Below are 15234 nucleotides of genomic sequence, written 5' to 3'. Positions count from 1 at the left end.
CGGAGGTCGGGAGGATCTTGGACCCGGTCATCGTCGTGGGCGGCGGCCTTGCGGGCAGCGAGGCCGCCTGGCAGATCGCCCGCCGCGGCGTGCCGGTCCGGCTCTTCGAGATGCGCCCCGCCGTGGCGACCCCGGCGCACCGGACCGCCGATTGCGCCGAGCTCGTCTGCTCGAACTCGCTGAAGTCGACCGACCTGTCGAACGCGCACGGCCTCCTCAAGGCGGAGCTCGCGGAGCTCGGCTCGTTGATCGTGGAAGAGGCGCTCGCCCATAGCGTCCCGGCCGGCGCCGCGCTCGCGGTCGATCGCGAAGCGTTCTCCCGCGCGGTCACCGCTCGTCTCGAGGCACACTCCGCGATCGAGATCGTGCGCGAGGAGGTGCGATCGATCCCGCAGGACGGCCTGGTGATCCTCGCCGTCGGGCCGCTCGTCTCGGAGGCGCTGTCGGCATCGATCGCCGCATTCACGGGCGAGGGGCACCTCCACTTCTTCGACGCGATCGCTCCGGTCGTGGAAGCGGACACCCTCGACCGGAGCGTCGTCTTCGCGGCGTCGCGGTACGGGAAGGGCGAAGGAGCGGACTATCTCAACTGCCCGATGACCGAGGAGGAGTACGTTCGCTTCGTCGACGCGCTCATGGCCGGCGAGAAGGCGCCGCTGCACGAGTTCGATCGGACGCCGTTCTTCGAGGGGTGCCTCCCGATCGAGGAGATGGCGCGCCGCGGGCGCGACACGCTCAGATTCGGTCCGATGAAGCCGGTCGGGCTCGTCGATCCCCGCGATGGCCGGCGGCCGCACGCCGTCGTCCAGCTCCGCCAGGACAATCTCGCCGCCGAGCACTACTCCATGGTCGGGTTCCAGACGCAGCTCCGGTGGCCGGAGCAGAAGCGGATCTTCACGACGATCCCCGGTCTCGCCGGGGCCGAGTTCGTGAGGCTGGGCCAGATCCACCGGAACTGTTACATCAACGCGCCGCGCATCCTGAGACCGACCCTTCAGACGCGGGAGCGCGCGGGTCTCTTCTTCGCGGGACAGATCTCCGGCGTCGAGGGTTACACCGAGTCCGCGGCGACGGGGCTCCTCGCCGGAATCAACGCCGCTCGCCTCGCCGCCGGCGAGACACCGATCGTCCTCCCGGAGGACACGATGCTCGGCGCGCTCGCACGCTACGTCTCGAGCGCGGATCCGTCCGGCTATCAGCCGATGAACGCGGCATTCGGCCTGCTCCCCGACGTCGAACTGCCGAAGCAGCGCAAGCGCGAGCGCCGGGAGGCCCGCGCCCGGATCGCGCTCGCGTCGCTCCGGAAGTTTCTCGAGGCCGAGGTGCCGGCCCGATGAGCGATTTCGACGAGGGCGTCGCCCGCTTCCTCGCCGCTCTTCGCGACCAGAGGCACGTCTCGCCCGAGACCTACCGGGCCTACGCGAGCGACCTCGACCAGTTCCGCGCGCACCTCGCCGAGCGGCACGGCGGCGACCTTCCCTCGATCGAAGCGCTCGATGCGCTCGCGGTGCGCGGCTTCGTCGCGCGCCTCCACACGCAGGGGATCGCGAAGAGCTCCGTCGCGCGGAAGCTCTCCGCCGTTCGGTCGTTCTTGCGGCACGCGGTGCGAGAGGGCCGCATCGAGACGAGCCCCGCCGCCGGGATCCCCACCCCGAAGCGGCCGAAGCTCCTTCCGAAGAACCTGACCGTCGACGAGGTGTTCGCGCTTCTCGACGGGATCGGCGACGCCGATCCGGCCGCGCTCCGCGACCGCGCGCTCCTCGAGTTCCTCTACGCCACGGGCCTGCGCGTCGGCGAGCTCGAGCGGCTCGACCTCGAGGACATCGATCTTTCGGGAGGCCTCGTGCGCGTTCTCGGAAAAGGGAACAAGGAGCGGATCGTGCCGTTCGGTGGGAAGGCGGCCGCCGCGCTCAGGCGCTGGCTCTCCGCTTCGGAGCCGATCCGCCGGCCGGGTCGTGACGCGGCCGCGGTGTTCTTGAGCTTGCGAGGCTCGCGCCTGACGGCGCGCAGCGTCCGCCGGATCCTCGACCGCCGATTGCGCGACGCCGCGATCGCCGCACGAGTCTCGCCGCACGCCCTCCGGCACACGTTCGCGACGCACATGCTCGGCGCCGGCGCCGACCTGCGCGCGATCCAGGAGCTCTTGGGACACGCGTCGCTCTCGACGACCCAGCGCTACACCCATGTCGGCGTCGAAGGGCTCATGGCGGTGTACGACGCCGCCCACCCGCGCGCGCGCCGACGCGCCAGGGAGCACGAACGTTGAGCTCCGAAGAGGTCGCCCTCGAGGCCGCGGCCGCGGGCGGCGAGGTGCTGCGGCGGCGCTTCGCCGAGCACCGGGGTCTCACGATCGAGACGAAGGCGCGGCACGACTACGTGACCGAGGTCGATCGCGAGGCGGAGGCGGCGATCGTCGAGGTGCTGAGGCGGAGAACGCCCGGTCACGCCATTCTCGCGGAGGAAGGATCGCTCGGCGCGAAGGACTCCGAGCACCGCTGGATCGTCGATCCGCTCGACGGAACGACGAACTTCATCCACGGCGTTCCCACCTTCGCGGTCTCGATCGGCCTGACCGACGCGAACGGCCTTCTCGCCGGTGTCGTCCTCGATCCGTGCCGCGACGAGACGTTCCACGCCGTCCGCGGCGGAGGTGCGTTCCTGAACGGCGTTCCCATCCGGTGCGCGGCGACGCCCGGCCTGGAGTCGGCGCTCCTCGCGACCGGGTTTCCGTTCCGCGAGATGTCGAACTTGCCGGGGTACCTCGCGGCGTTCGAGAGGTTCGTCCGTGTCACCGCGGGTCTGAGGCGCGCCGGCTCGGCCTCGCTCGATCTCGCCTACACCGCGTGCGGACGCTACGACGGCTTCTTCGAGGTCGGCCTCTTTCCGTGGGACCTCGCGGGCGGTTGCCTCCTCGTCGTCGAGGCGGGCGGGATCGTGAGCGATGTGCACGGGGGAGCGGACGCTCTTGCGGCCGGGTCGGTCGTCGCCGCGGGCGCGGCTCTCCACGCGGCGATGCTCGAGGTGACGCTGCGGACGCTGTGAGGGGGGAGGCGGGTGCTCAGCGCGCCTGGGTTTCTTCTTCCTGCTTGTACATGTAGCGGATGGCGTGCTTGTAGACGAGGAGGTTCGGCGCCCCCTCCCGATTGACCTTGATGCAGTTCCGGTCGTACCACTCGATGTGGCCGCGAAGCTCTGTACCGTTGTCGAGGATCACGACCATCGGCGTGCGGCCGGTCATCTGCTTGACGTAGTAGAACGCCTCTGCGCTCGTGTTCTCCGGCGGGACCTGGCGCCGCTTGTGCTGGTCGCGCGGCCCGCCTTGAGGGGCCCCGGGGCCGGGAGCGCTCGCCGGAGCATGCTCCGGCGCGTCGCGCTCGGGAACGGGCACACCCGCCGGCGCCGCCACACCTTGCGGCGGACGGGGCGGGGCGAAGCGCTCTTTCATCTCCGCCAAGTTGGGACGTACGAGCTTTCGGTTGACCATCGGAGTTGTGGTTAATGTAGCCTCGCGGGCCGGGGCTCGCAAGGGGTTTGGCCTCGGTCGAATTTACGAAGCGTTAATCTGCGGGGGCGAGCCGCGCCTCGTACTTCGGGGAGACCCAGATCGTCGCCTGAGTCCACGCCTTCTGAAGATAGACCTTCGACTCGGCCTCGAACCGCTGGTTCCGCAGCTTCGTCTCGATCTCGTCTTTCACGTCGTCGAACGGCTTCTTCCCGGCCTCGGTGCGCGCATCGACTTTGAGGATGAAGAAGTTGCCTTCGACCTCGATGACGGGGCTGATCGATCCGACCGGCTGCGAGAACGCCGCCGACTCGAGCGGTGCGGCGAGGTCGCCGTGCTTGATCGTTCCGAGGAGGCCTCCGGACGCTTTCGTTCCCGCCTCCGACAGCTCGGACGTGAGCGCGTTGAAATCCGCCCCCGGCGCCGTCACCTTGTCGTGCGCGGCGGCGGCGCGGGCGCGGGCCGCCTCGGCGTTCGAGCCGCCGGTGATGACGATCTCCCGCACCGTCGCCACGGCCGGCACCGCGAAGTCGTCGGCATGGGCGTCGTAATAGGCGCGAGTGTCGGCCTCGGAGATCGCGATGTGATCGCCGACCTCCGCCCGTAGGACTTCTTTCGGCGCGAAGTACTCGACGAGCTTCTGCTTCCACTCGGCGAGGGTCATCCCCTCCTGCGACAGCATCTTCTCGAGGTCCTTCTCGCTCTTGATGTTCTGCTGGCTCATGAACTGCTGGAGGTAGAAGTCCTTCATCTTGGTGGTGTCGAAGAGGTGGCTCGCCTGCTGGAGGAGGACCTTCCGGTCGATGAGCTGGCGGAGCACGAGCTTCTTCGCCTTGGCGACCTGCGCGTCGAGCTCCGCGCCGGAGAGGCTCCGGTAGAGCTCCTGGAGGATCCCCTGCTCCTCGGTGTCGAGGTCTGATTTCGTGACGACGTCGTCGTTGATCTTCGCGACGATCTCTTCGATCACTTCGGCACGCGGCCGGCCCGACGCCAGCAAGGCGACGGCGATCGCCGGGACGAGCGCGCGGCGGAGGCCGGAGCGGATCATCCCCTCATTGTGCACGGGCGGCGGAGCCTTCCGCCACATAGGGGAACGGGAGCCGGTCCGCGTGCCGGACGACCGGGGTCGTCTTCCGGAGATCCTCCAGGAGCGCGTCCGCGATCTTCTCGGACTCGTCGAGGGAAATCGCCTGCCGCGCCTGCTCGCGCCGGCGCTCTTCCGCCTCGGCGGGATCTTGCGGCGGATCCAGGAGAAAGAGCAGGACGCTCGACTCGAACGGGAGCGGCTGGCTGACCTGACCGGGAGCCAGCGCCTTGACCGCGGTGGCGATGTGGTCGGGAAAGGCGCCGAGATCGACGGCATGGTCGATGTCCGAGAGGGAGTCGGCGCCGTACGCCTCTTCCGCCTGCTCGAGCGAGAGCTTCTTGCCGACGATCTCCGAGCGGACCCGTGCCGCCTCGGGGTACGAGGCGAAGCGCAGCGTCCGCAGCGTTCCGCTCTGGCCTTCTCCCTCGGCAAGCGGATGCAAGGCCAACCAGCGGCCGACCCGCTCGTCATCGACGCGGAGCTGCGCTCGAACGACCGACTCGCGGAGCTTCTGGATCGTGAGGTCGCGGAGCGCGAGCGCGCGGCCCTCGGGCGTCGCCGGCGATTCGGGCGTTTCCGGCGTCAGGTAATCGGCGAGCTCGGCGTCCGAGACGGCGATGCCGCGGCGCTGCGCTTCCTGGTAGAGGAGCTCGCCGTCGAGGTAGTCGTCGAAGAGCCGGCTCTTGACCCGGGCGAGGTCGCCGGGAGGCAGCGGCTCGGCCGCCGGGTCTTGAAGGAGGTTTTCGGCGAGGAAGGCGTCGAGCTGGGCGGCCGAGACCGGCTTGCCGCCGACCTCGGCGATGATCCGCTTCGCGGGGTCCTCGCCGGCACCTCGGCAACCGAGCGTCACGGCGAGGCATGCGACGGCGAAGACGTCCCGGGCGCTCACGGCGCCATGGTAGATCAGGCCGGCGGGGCGACGGCGTCCTGAAGCACGTCGCGAATCGCGCGGATGCGATCGGCCGCCTTGTCCGGCGCCGGCAGCGTCACCATCCCCGACGGGGTCAAGGCACCCCGGCGGCGCGCCACGAGGTCGACGAGGCGCGCGGGGTCGACGGGTGCCTCGGCCAGGAACCGCACCTGCAGCTTCGCGTCGACGACGTCGACGCTCTTGACCCCCGCGCTCTCGGCGACGAGGCGGAGACGCGTGAGGTCGAAGAGGTTCTTCCCGGCGACGGGGAGATGACCCCAACGATCTTCGGTCTCCGCCTGGAGGCGGTCGACGTCCGCGGGCTCGCGCGTCGCCGACAGACGTTTGTAGAGCGAGAGCCGGTCGCCGACGTCGGACATGAACGAGTCGGGGATCTTGATGTCGATGCCGAGGTGGAGCGACACCGGTGGCCTCGTGGGGGCGACCTCCCCGGTGAGCGCCGCGACCGCCTGCTCGAGCATGCGGCAATAGAGGTCGAACCCGAGCGATGCGATGTGCCCATGCTGGCGCGAGCCCAGGAACTCCCCCGCCCCGCGGATCTCGAGATCCGCGGCGGCGAGCCGGAAACCCGAGCCCAGCTCGCTGAACTCCTGGAGCGCCTTGAGCCGCTTGCGGGCCGATTCGGAGAGACCCTGGCGGCCCGGGATGAGGAAGTAGGCGTAGGCGTGCTGGTCGCTTCGTCCGACGCGTCCGCGAAGCTGGTAGAGCTGGGCGAGCCCGAGACGGTCCGCGCGGTTGACCAGGATCGTATTCGCGCGCGGGATGTCGAGCCCGTTCTCGATGAGCGTCGTCGTCACGAGCACGTCGAACTCGTCGTGGACGAAGCGGAGCATCACGCGCTCGAGCTCGCGCTCGGGCATCTGCCCGTGCGCGACGACGAGGCGGGCCTCGGGAACGAGCTCCCTGAGCGCGCGCACGAGCGACGGGATCGTCTCGACGCGGTTGTGCACGAAGAAGACCTGGCCCGAGCGGCGCATCTCCTGGCGGATCGCCTGTGCGATGACGTTCTTGCGGAACGGCACGAGGTACGTCTGGATCGCCGAGCGGCCCGGCGGCGGCGTCTCGATGACCGAGAGGTCGCGCACGCCGGCGAGCGACATCTGGAGCGTGCGCGGGATCGGCGTCGCGGTCATCGAGAGGACGTCGACGCCGAGGACGAGCTGCTTCAATCGTTCCTTCGCCGCGACGCCGAAGCGTTGCTCCTCGTCGACGATCATGAGCCCCAGGTTCTTGAAGGCGACGTCCTGCGACAGCATGCGGTGGGTGCCGACGATCATGTCGACCTCGCCTGCTGCGAGCGCGCGGAGGAGGATCCTCGTCTCGTCTGCGCTCCTGAAGCGCGACACCATCCCGACCTTGACCGGAAACGGCGCGAATCGTTCGCGGATCGTCTCGAAGTGCTGCGCGGCGAGCACCGTCGTCGGCGCCAGGAGCGCGACCTGCTTCCCGTCCATGATCGCCTTGAACGCGGCGCGCACCGCGACCTCGGTCTTGCCGAAGCCGACGTCGCCGACGAGGAGACGGTCCATCGGCTTCGCCCGCTCCATGTCCCCCTTTACCTCGCCCAAAGCCCGTTCCTGATCGGGCGTCAGCTCGAACGGGAAGCCCGACTCGAGCTCGGCCTGCCACGGACCGTCGGGCGCGAAGGCGTGACCGCTCGCCGCCTGGCGGCGCGCGTACAGCTCGAGCAGCTCCTTCGCCATCGACTCCACGGCCTTGCGGACGCGGCTCTTGACCTTCTCCCACCCGGTGCCGCCAAGCCTGTCGAGCGCGGGCTCGTGCCCGGCGACGCCGCTGTACTTCTGCACGAGGTCGAGGCGGTCCGTGGGGACGAAGAGGCGATCGCCGCCCTGGAACTCCAGGATCATGAAGTCGCGGTTGAGGCTCCCGCCCTTCGGGCGCCCGAGCCCGGCGTATCGCGCGACGCCGTGGTCGACGTGAACCACGTGATCGCCGATCTTGAGATCGCGGAAGTCGGAGAGGAACGAAGCGCGGCCCTTCGACTTCCGCTCCGAGGTCGCGCGCTCCTCACCGAAGATCTCGCGCTCCGTGTAGACGGTGAACGCCTGCTCCGGCAGCTCGAACCCCTCGCGGAGGCCGGCGACCGCGACGACGACCCCCGCGGACGCGGTCCGATCCTGCGTCGCTGCGACGTCGTACTCGCCGAAGATCTCGACGAGCCGCTTGGCCGCGCCGGCCGCACGGAGCACGCAGAGCACGCGTCCCGGGCTCTCTTTGAGCTCGCGGGCGAACTCGGCCATGCGTCCCGCGAAGGTGCGCGCACGGCGTGCAGGCCACGCGACCGTCCGGGGCCCGGACTCCTCCGTGAGGAGCTCGCGAAACGAGAGGCTGGCCTCGCGCAGCGCCTCGACGACGTCACCTTCGGGTATGAAGAGCTCGGCGGGCGGCGGAAGGACGCGATCGCCGCTCTGCTCGTACGACGCACGCATCTCGTACCCGGCCCGGGCCAGCTCCTCCTCGATGCGCTCCGGCTCGTCGAGCACGAGGGCGAGCGCCTTCGCGTGCTCGAGAACGCCGGTGGGACGCGCCGCGGTGAGCTTGGCCAGCGCCTCGATGCCGGGCAGATGCCCCCCCTCGCGCAGCGCGTCGAGCTTCGCACGGAACGGCCCGACCGGGGCGTCGGCCTCACGCGCACGAAGCAGGCCGCCTTCGAGATACGTGCCGAGGCGAGCCATCGCGTCGTCGGTCGCCGCGTTCTCGATCGCCGGGCCGATGACGGCGCGGGAGAGGACCCCCGTCGAGCGCTGGTGATCCGGGTCAAAGCTCCGGATCGACTCGACCGTGTCGCCGAACCACTCGATCCGCACCGGCTCGTCGGACTCGGGCGGAAAGACGTCGACGATGCCGCCGCGGCGCGAGATCTCGCCGGGTGCGGCCACGGCGTCGACGCGGCGATAGCCCGCATGGAGCGCCTCGAGCACGAAGCGGTCCGGGGCGATGTCGTCGCCGGCGCTGAGGACGCGTGCGGTCGCCGCGATCTCCTCCGGCGAGCGGAGCCAGGAGAGGAGCGCCCTCGCGGGAACGATGAGGAGATCGAGCTCGCCCCGCCGCAGGCGGCCGAGCGCCCGCAGGCGCTCGCGCTCGACTTCGGGGTGCGGCGGGATGTCGTCGTACGGATCCGCATCGAGCGCCGGCAGCGTGACGATCCCCTGCGGATCCCGTCCCGAGAGCGCGGCGAACGCCGCGAGATCGCGGTGCCACGCGGCGAGCGCCGCATCGTCCGGCACGACGAGGAGCGCCTTCCTCCGCGTCCGGTGCACCCCGAGCGTGAGCGCCGCGGCGCGCGCCGCTCCGGTGAGCCCCGTCACTGCGGCGGGGGCGTCTCCGGTCAACGCGCCTTCGAGCGCCGCGAAGGCGGGCACCCCGGCGAGCGGCGCCAGGACGGCGGGGCCGGTGCTCATCGCGCGGGCGCGCTCTCCGCCGCCTCCGGGTTGTAGAGGCCTCGACGGAAACGCCAGCGGATGCGTGCGACGTCGAGGAGCATGTGGACCGGATCGCCGACGAGCGACACCTTGGAGCCGGGCGCGTCGCGCCACGTCACCGGTATCTCCTTCACCGCGAGCCCGAACCGTCGGCAGAGGAAGAGCAGCTCGACGTCGAATGCGAAGCCGTCGACGACCATTTTCTCGGCGATCGGGCGCACGCGCTCGCGATCCATGAGCTTGAAGCCGCACTGGGTGTCAAGGAACGGCAAGCCCGTCGTGCTCCGGATGATCCGGTTGAAGGTGCGGCCCATCGTCTGTCGCACGCGGCCCTGACGCACTTGCACGTCCGACGAGGGGAGGCCGCGCGAGCCGATGGCGACGTCGAGGTCGGCGTCGCGGACCGCCGCCGCGAGCTTCGCGTGCTCCTCGATCGGTGTCGAGAGATCGGCGTCGGTGACGAGCACGAAGCGTCCCTGCGCCTCGAGGATCCCCGTGCGGACCGCGTGTCCCTTGCCGCGGTTCTCGGCGTTCTTGAGGACGCGGCCCCGGCGCCCCGCGAGGCTCGCCGCCGCCAGCTCCGCCGTACGGTCCTTCGAGCCGTCGTCGCAGACGAGGATCTCCGCCTCGGTGCCCGAGGCGTCGAGGTAGCTCGCGATCCGGGCCATCGTCGCCGGGAGCCGGGCCTCCTCGTTGTAGGCGGGGATCAGGACGGTGAGGAACGGACGGGAGGAGAGGCCGGCTCTCATCGGCTCGGCCTGCCCGGGATCGGGAGCGAGCCGCCGTTCTCGATGAAGCGGTCGTACGGGAGGAAGCGTCCGCCCCTCGCGACGTAGAGTCGCGGGTACTGCACGATGTCCCCGTTGCGGTCGAATGCCATGTGCCCGGTGACGCCCTCGTAGTGATCGATGCTCAAGAGCGCGTCGCGCACGTCGACGACCTCCCAGGACCCGGCGCGCTCGACGGCGGTGGCCAAGACGCGCACCGCATCATAGGCGTGGGCCGCGTAGACGTCAGGTGGCGTCCCGTATCGAGTCCGATAGGCGGAGACGAATGCTCGGACGGTGGGATCGTCGGCGTCCGGATCGAAGCTGGGCATCGGGAACACGAGATTGTCCGACGCCGGACCGGCGAGACGCACGAGATCCGGGGTGACCGTCGACGTGCCGAGGACGATCGGGTGCGACTTTCCCGAGCGGAGGAGCGTCAGCACCGTCGCCAGATCGGACGTGAGCGCCGGCACGTAGACGCCGCGCGGGTTCAACCCCGAAAGCGCCTCGACCGCGTCGCGGATCGCCGCCTGGTCGCCTTCGGGAAAGGTCAGGACCGCGACGACCCCGCCGCCCGAGGCGCGGAAGCGCTCGCCGAAGACCGATGCGAGCGAGGCCCCGTCGTCGGTGTCGACGGCGAGAACGGCGACGCGGTCGAGTCCGAGATCGCGAGCGAAGTCGGCCATCGACGCGGCCTCGAAGACGTCGGACGGGTAGGTCCGGAAGACGAAGTCCCCTGCCGAGGTGATCTGCGGCGCCGACGCCGACGGCGAGAGGAGCAGGACCTGACGGCGCTCGCAGTAAGGGGCGAGCTGGAGCGTCACGCTCGACGACACGGCGCCGAGCACGATCCGCGCGTGCTCGTGATCGACCAGGTCGCGCAGCGCCGAGAGGCCGACGTCGGGGTTCGTCGCATCGTCACGGTAGAGGAGCTCGAGCTGCCTTCCGCGGACGCCGCCGTCGGCGTTGATCTCGCCGACCGCGAGATCGAAGCCGCGGCGGACCTGCTCGCCGTACGCGGCCGCGGCGCCCGAGCGCGAGACGATCGCGCCGATGCGCGCAGGCTCGCCGCAGCCCGCGAGCGACGCGAGCAAGACGGCGAGGCGGAGCGCGCGGCTCACGCTCGTTCTAGGTGCGTATGCGGCCGGCGACGTGCAGCCGCGTGATCGCCTTCTTCAAGGAGACCTCGATCTGTAGCATCTGCTGATCGGTCATCTTGGCGACGTCCTTGATGCTCGCCTCCGCGCGGGCTTTCGCGGCACGCGCACGCTCGACGTCGATCTCCCGCGCCGGCTCGCAGATTTGGGCCAGGATCGTGACCCGATGCGGCAGGACCTCGACCAGACCGTCGGCCGCGGCGAGGTAGTGCCTGCCCGTGTCGTCGGTGTAGGACATTTCGCCGACGCCGAGGCGGGTCAAGAGCGGAGCGTGACCGGGCAGCACGCCGAAGTACCCGTCGATCCCCGGGATCTCGACGTCCTTGGCGTTCTCGACCGAGAGGATCTTCCGCTCGGGTGTCACGATCTCGAGGTCGATCGCGCCTTCGCTCACGCGGTCGCCTTCATCTTCTCCGCCGCCTCGCGCGCCTCGTCGATCGTGCCGACGTAGAGGAACGCCTGCTCGGGCATGTCGTCGCACTTACCGTCCACGATCTCCTTGAAGCCCTTGATCGTGTCCTCGATCTTGACGTACTTGCCCTTGTAGCCGGTGAACTGCTCGGCGACGTGGAACGGCTGCGAGAAGAACCGCTGGATCTTCCGCGCGCGCGCGACGGCGAGCTTGTCGTCTTCCGAGAGCTCGTCCATGCCGAGGATGGCGATGAGATCCTGGAGGTCCTTGTAGCGCTGGAGCACGCCTTGCACCTGGCGCGCGGCGTTGTAGTGCTCGTCGCCGATGATGCGGGGATCGAGGATGCGCGAGGTCGAGGCCAGGGGATCGACGGCGGGGTAGATGCCGAGCTCCGCGATCTGCCGCGAGAGGTTCGTCGACGCGTCGAGGTGCGCGAACGTCGTCGCGGGCGCCGGATCGGTGTAGTCGTCGGCGGGCACGTAGACGGCCTGCACCGACGTGATCGAGCCCTTCGTCGTCGAGGTGATGCGCTCCTGCATCTCGCCCATCTCGGTCGAGAGGGTCGGCTGGTAGCCGACGGCGGAGGGCATGCGGCCCAGGAGCGCCGACACCTCGGAGCCCGCCTGCGTGAAGCGGAAGATGTTGTCGATGAAGAGGAGCACGTCCTGGTGCTTCACGTCGCGGAAGTACTCGGCGACGGTCAGGCCCGTGAGCGCGACGCGCAGGCGCGCGCCGGGCGGCTCGGTCATCTGGCCGTAGACGAGCGCAACCTTGCTCTTCTTGAAGTCCTGCACGTTGACGACGCCGGACTCCTGCATCTCGAGCCAGAGGTCGTTCCCCTCGCGCGTCCGCTCGCCCACACCCGCGAAGACGGAATAGCCGCCGTGCTTCAGGGCGACGTTGTTGATGAGCTCCATGATGAGAACCGTCTTGCCGACACCGGCGCCGCCGAAGAGGCCTGTCTTGCCGCCCTTCATGTAGGGCTCGAGGAGGTCGATGACCTTGATCCCGGTCTCGAACATCTCGGTCTTCGTCGACTGCTCCTCGAACGGCGGCGCCTCGCGATGGATCGGCCAGCGCTCGGTCCCGGAGATGTCGCCGAGCTTGTCGACCGCCTTGCCGACGACGTTGATGACGCGCCCGAGCGTCGCCTCGCCGACGGGAACCGAGATCGCCTCGCCCGTGTCCTCCGCCGCCATTCCGCGCACCATCCCGTCGGTCGGCTCCATGGCCACCGTGCGCACGCGGTTTTCGCCGAGGTGCTGCTGAACCTCGCAGATGACGTCGACCGGCAAGCCGGTCTCCTTTCCGGCATCGACGACGCGCACCGCGTTGTAGATCGCGGGGAGGTGGTTCTCGTCGAACTCGACGTCGACGACGGGACCGATGACCTGCACGACCTTTCCGACCTTGGCTGCCATGGAGATCTCCGCTATCCGAGGGCGGCGGCGCCGGACACGACCTCGATGATCTCGGTCGTGATGGAGGCCTGGCGCACGCGATTCATGTGAAGGGTGAGCGCGTCCGTCAATTCCTTGGCGTTCTTGGTCGCCGCGTCCATCGCAGTCATGCGCGCGGCATGCTCGGCCGCGCCCGACTCGAGGAGCGCACGCCAGACCTGGTTCCGGACGTAGCCGGGAAGGATCGCCTCGAACAGCGACTCCGGGTCGGGCTCGTAGATGTAGTCCTCGCCCTGTTCGCTGCTCGTCAGCTCCGCGCGTGGAATCGGGAGGATCTGATCGATGACCGGCTTCTGCGAGACGATGTTCTTGAACTCGTTGTAGGCGACGTAGACGGCGTCGATGTCTCCGGCGACGTAGCGCGCGATGAGATCGTCGGCGATCGCGCGTGCGGTGTCGAACTGGAGGTTGCGGAAGACGTCGATCCATTCCCCCGTGATCGTGAGGCCGCGCCTACGGACGAAATCCCGGCCCCGGCGTCCGACCGACATGATGTTGAGCATCTCGGGCGGATGCTCGCGGAGGAACGCCGCACCGGTCTTGATCGCGTTCGCGTTGAACGAGCCGCACAGCCCGCGATCGGAGGTGACGAGGATCAGCTCGATCTTCTTGACCGGCCTCTGAACGAGGAGCGGATGCAGCTCGGGGTTGGCGCGCGCGGCGAGGGACGAGAGAACCTTCTTCGTCAACACGGCGAACGGTCTCGCCCCGATGATCCGGTCCTGAGCGCGGCGCAGGCGGGCGGCGGAGACCATCTTCATGGCCTTCGTGACCTGCATCGTGTTCCGGATCGAGCGGATGCGCCGCTTGAGGTCGTGAGTCTTCGCCATCGTTGCGCTACGCCGTGACGGGCCGCTGGGCCTTGAACTCGGCCTTGTACGCCTCGAGCACCTTGCCGAGCCGCCCCTTGATGGCGTCGTCGAGCGCCTTCTTCGTGGCGATTTCGTTCACGAGGTCCTTCTGGCCGAGGTCGAGGTACTTGTAGAGCCCGGCCTCGAACGCGAGGACGTCCTTCGTCTCGATGTCGTCGAGGAACCCGTTCGTGCCCGCGTAGATGATGATGACCTGCCGCTCGGCCGGAAGCGGCTGGTATTGGCCCTGCTTCAGCACCTCGACGAGCCGCTGGCCTCGCGCGAGCTGCGCCTGCGTCGCCTTGTCGAGGTCGGAGCCGAACTGGGCGAATGCCGCGAGCTCGCGGTACTGCGCCATCGACAGCCGCAGGGTGCCGGCGACCTGCTTCATCGCCTTGGTCTGGGCGTTGCCGCCGACGCGGCTGACCGAGAGGCCGACGTTGACCGCGGGGCGGACGCCGGAGAAGAACAGGTCCGACTGGAGGAAGATCTGGCCGTCGGTGATCGAGATGACATTCGTCGGGATGTACGCCGAAATGTCGCCCGCCTGGGTTTCGATGATCGGAAGCGCGGTGATCGAGCCTCCCCCGAGCTTCGCATTCAGCTTCGAGGCGCGCTCGAGCAGGCGCGAGTGCAGGTAGAAGACGTCGCCGGGATAGGCCTCGCGGCCCGGCGGACGGCGGAGCAGGAGCGACACCTCGCGGTACGACACCGCGTGCTTCGAAAGGTCGTCGTAGATGCAGAGAACGGCGCGACCCGGGTTCGCCTCCGAGGCGGGATTGCCGTCGGCCCCGTGGAACTGGAAGTACTCCCCCATCGCGCAGCCGGAGTACGGTGCGAGGTACTGGAGCGGCGCCGGAGCGGAGGCCGGGGCGGCGACGATGATCGTGTAGCCGAGGGCGCCGGCCTCCTCGAGCGTCCGGACGACCTGCGCGATCGTCGACTGCTTCTGGCCGACCGCGACGTAGATGCAGATGACGCCCGTCCCCTTCTGGTTGATGATCGTGTCGAGCGCGATCGCGGTCTTGCCGGTCTGGCGATCGCCGATGATCAGCTCGCGCTGGCCGCGGCCGATCGGGATCATCGCGTCGATCGACTTCAGGCCCGTTTGCACCGGCTGCGAAACCGACTTACGCCAGATCACGCCCGGGGCGATCTTTTCGATCGCGTCGGTCATCTTTGCGTTGACCGGGCCCTTGCCGTCGATCGGGTTGCCCAGCGAGTCGACCACGCGACCCAGCAGCTGCGTACCGACCGGCACTTCGAGGATGCGGCCCGTCGTCTTCGCGGTGTCGCCTTCGCGAAGGTGCTCGTAGTCGCCGAGGACGACCGCGCCGACCGAGTCACGCTCGAGGTTCAGCGCCAGCGCATAGGCGTTGCCCGGCAGTTCGATCATTTCGCCCTGCATCACGTCGGCCAGGCCGTGGATGCGCACGATGCCGTCGGACACCGAAGTCACGGTGCCTTCGTTGCGCGCTTCGGCGGTCAGCTTGACCTTTTCGATGCGGCTCTTGATGAGTTCGCTGATTTCGGACGGATTGAGCGTCTGCATGGGATTGTCCTGGTGTCCGGCCGGGCCGGCGCTTGGGTTCTATGAAAAAAGGGAAACGTTCGAATCAGT

General features: G+C 69.2%; 13 protein-coding genes. 3 read left to right on the top strand and 10 right to left on the bottom strand.

Going from position 1 to position 15234, the window contains the following annotated elements:
• The first annotated feature begins 17 nt into the window (after positions 1-17).
• Genes trmFO through VFV19_09640 form a run of 3 tightly spaced genes read left to right on the top strand, consistent with a single transcriptional unit; the run spans position 18 to position 3042 of the window.
• Positions 18-1337: a methylenetetrahydrofolate--tRNA-(uracil(54)-C(5))-methyltransferase (FADH(2)-oxidizing) TrmFO gene (gene trmFO, locus VFV19_09650; protein HEX4824568.1), complete on the top strand. Its 1320-nt coding sequence runs from the start codon at positions 18-20 to the stop codon at positions 1335-1337.
• Complete coding sequence (xerC, locus tag VFV19_09645) at positions 1334-2266, top strand: tyrosine recombinase XerC (GenBank protein ID HEX4824567.1); 933 nt, start codon at positions 1334-1336, stop codon at positions 2264-2266. Before trmFO ends, xerC begins: the two co-directional genes overlap by 4 nt.
• A complete protein-coding gene (locus VFV19_09640; GenBank protein HEX4824566.1) occupies positions 2263-3042 on the top strand; it encodes an inositol monophosphatase family protein in 780 nt (259 codons plus the stop codon). The genes xerC and VFV19_09640 overlap by 4 nt, the downstream gene beginning before the upstream one ends.
• A gap of 16 nt (positions 3043-3058) precedes the next feature.
• Here the strand turns inward: VFV19_09640 and VFV19_09635 are convergent, their stop codons facing one another.
• The 10 genes from VFV19_09635 to atpA form a co-directional block, all read right to left on the bottom strand.
• Positions 3059-3484 (bottom strand): RNA chaperone Hfq, encoded by a 426-nt coding sequence (locus tag VFV19_09635; protein HEX4824565.1) that lies wholly within the window; start codon positions 3482-3484, stop codon positions 3059-3061.
• A 73-nt stretch (positions 3485-3557) separates the two neighbouring features.
• Complete coding sequence (locus VFV19_09630) at positions 3558-4550, bottom strand: peptidyl-prolyl cis-trans isomerase (protein ID HEX4824564.1); 993 nt, start codon at positions 4548-4550, stop codon at positions 3558-3560.
• Between the two features lie 4 nt (positions 4551-4554).
• A complete protein-coding gene (locus tag VFV19_09625; protein ID HEX4824563.1) occupies positions 4555-5478 on the bottom strand; it encodes a SurA N-terminal domain-containing protein in 924 nt (307 codons plus the stop codon).
• Between the two features lie 14 nt (positions 5479-5492).
• Positions 5493-8942, bottom strand: a complete 3450-nt coding sequence (mfd, locus tag VFV19_09620) for a transcription-repair coupling factor (protein ID HEX4824562.1) — start codon at positions 8940-8942, stop codon at positions 5493-5495.
• Positions 8939-9712, bottom strand: coding sequence for a dolichyl-phosphate beta-glucosyltransferase (locus tag VFV19_09615; protein HEX4824561.1), 774 nt, complete (start codon positions 9710-9712; stop codon positions 8939-8941). The genes mfd and VFV19_09615 overlap by 4 nt, the downstream gene beginning before the upstream one ends.
• On the bottom strand, positions 9709-10854 hold the full coding sequence (locus VFV19_09610) for an ABC transporter substrate-binding protein (GenBank protein HEX4824560.1): 1146 nt from the start codon (positions 10852-10854) through the stop codon (positions 9709-9711). The genes VFV19_09615 and VFV19_09610 overlap by 4 nt, the downstream gene beginning before the upstream one ends.
• Positions 10855-10861: 7 nt before the next feature.
• Complete coding sequence (locus tag VFV19_09605; protein ID HEX4824559.1) at positions 10862-11284, bottom strand: F0F1 ATP synthase subunit epsilon; 423 nt, start codon at positions 11282-11284, stop codon at positions 10862-10864.
• On the bottom strand, positions 11281-12723 hold the full coding sequence (gene atpD / locus VFV19_09600; GenBank protein ID HEX4824558.1) for a F0F1 ATP synthase subunit beta: 1443 nt from the start codon (positions 12721-12723) through the stop codon (positions 11281-11283). The genes VFV19_09605 and atpD overlap by 4 nt, the downstream gene beginning before the upstream one ends.
• Positions 12724-12734: 11 nt before the next feature.
• Positions 12735-13592 (bottom strand): ATP synthase F1 subunit gamma, encoded by an 858-nt coding sequence (atpG, locus tag VFV19_09595; protein HEX4824557.1) that lies wholly within the window; start codon positions 13590-13592, stop codon positions 12735-12737.
• A gap of 7 nt (positions 13593-13599) precedes the next feature.
• A complete protein-coding gene (gene atpA / locus VFV19_09590; protein HEX4824556.1) occupies positions 13600-15165 on the bottom strand; it encodes a F0F1 ATP synthase subunit alpha in 1566 nt (521 codons plus the stop codon).
• Positions 15166-15234: the final 69 nt, after the last annotated feature.

This window comes from Candidatus Polarisedimenticolaceae bacterium, from assembly GCA_036275915.1.
In the GTDB taxonomy this organism is placed as follows: Bacteria; Acidobacteriota; Polarisedimenticolia; order Polarisedimenticolales; family DASRJG01; genus DASRJG01.
The sequence above is the reverse complement of the archived record's forward strand: the minus strand, read 5'-3'. Positions and strand labels throughout refer to the sequence as shown.

What these genes read in the sequence shown, in the direction of transcription:
- xerC (HEX4824567.1), top strand. Translation starts at nt 1,334, where the DNA reads ATGAGCGATTTCGACGAGGGCGTCGCCCGCTTCCTCGCCGCTCTTCGC.
- VFV19_09635 (HEX4824565.1), bottom strand. Translation starts at nt 3,484, where the DNA reads ATGGTCAACCGAAAGCTCGTACGTCCCAACTTGGCGGAGATGAAAGAG.
- VFV19_09615 (HEX4824561.1), bottom strand. Translation starts at nt 9,712, where the DNA reads ATGAGAGCCGGCCTCTCCTCCCGTCCGTTCCTCACCGTCCTGATCCCC.
- mfd (HEX4824562.1), bottom strand. Translation starts at nt 8,942, where the DNA reads ATGAGCACCGGCCCCGCCGTCCTGGCGCCGCTCGCCGGGGTGCCCGCC.
- atpA (HEX4824556.1), bottom strand. Translation starts at nt 15,165, where the DNA reads ATGCAGACGCTCAATCCGTCCGAAATCAGCGAACTCATCAAGAGCCGC.
- VFV19_09630 (HEX4824564.1), bottom strand. Translation starts at nt 4,550, where the DNA reads ATGATCCGCTCCGGCCTCCGCCGCGCGCTCGTCCCGGCGATCGCCGTC.
- atpD (HEX4824558.1), bottom strand. Translation starts at nt 12,723, where the DNA reads ATGGCAGCCAAGGTCGGAAAGGTCGTGCAGGTCATCGGTCCCGTCGTC.
- atpG (HEX4824557.1), bottom strand. Translation starts at nt 13,592, where the DNA reads ATGGCGAAGACTCACGACCTCAAGCGGCGCATCCGCTCGATCCGGAAC.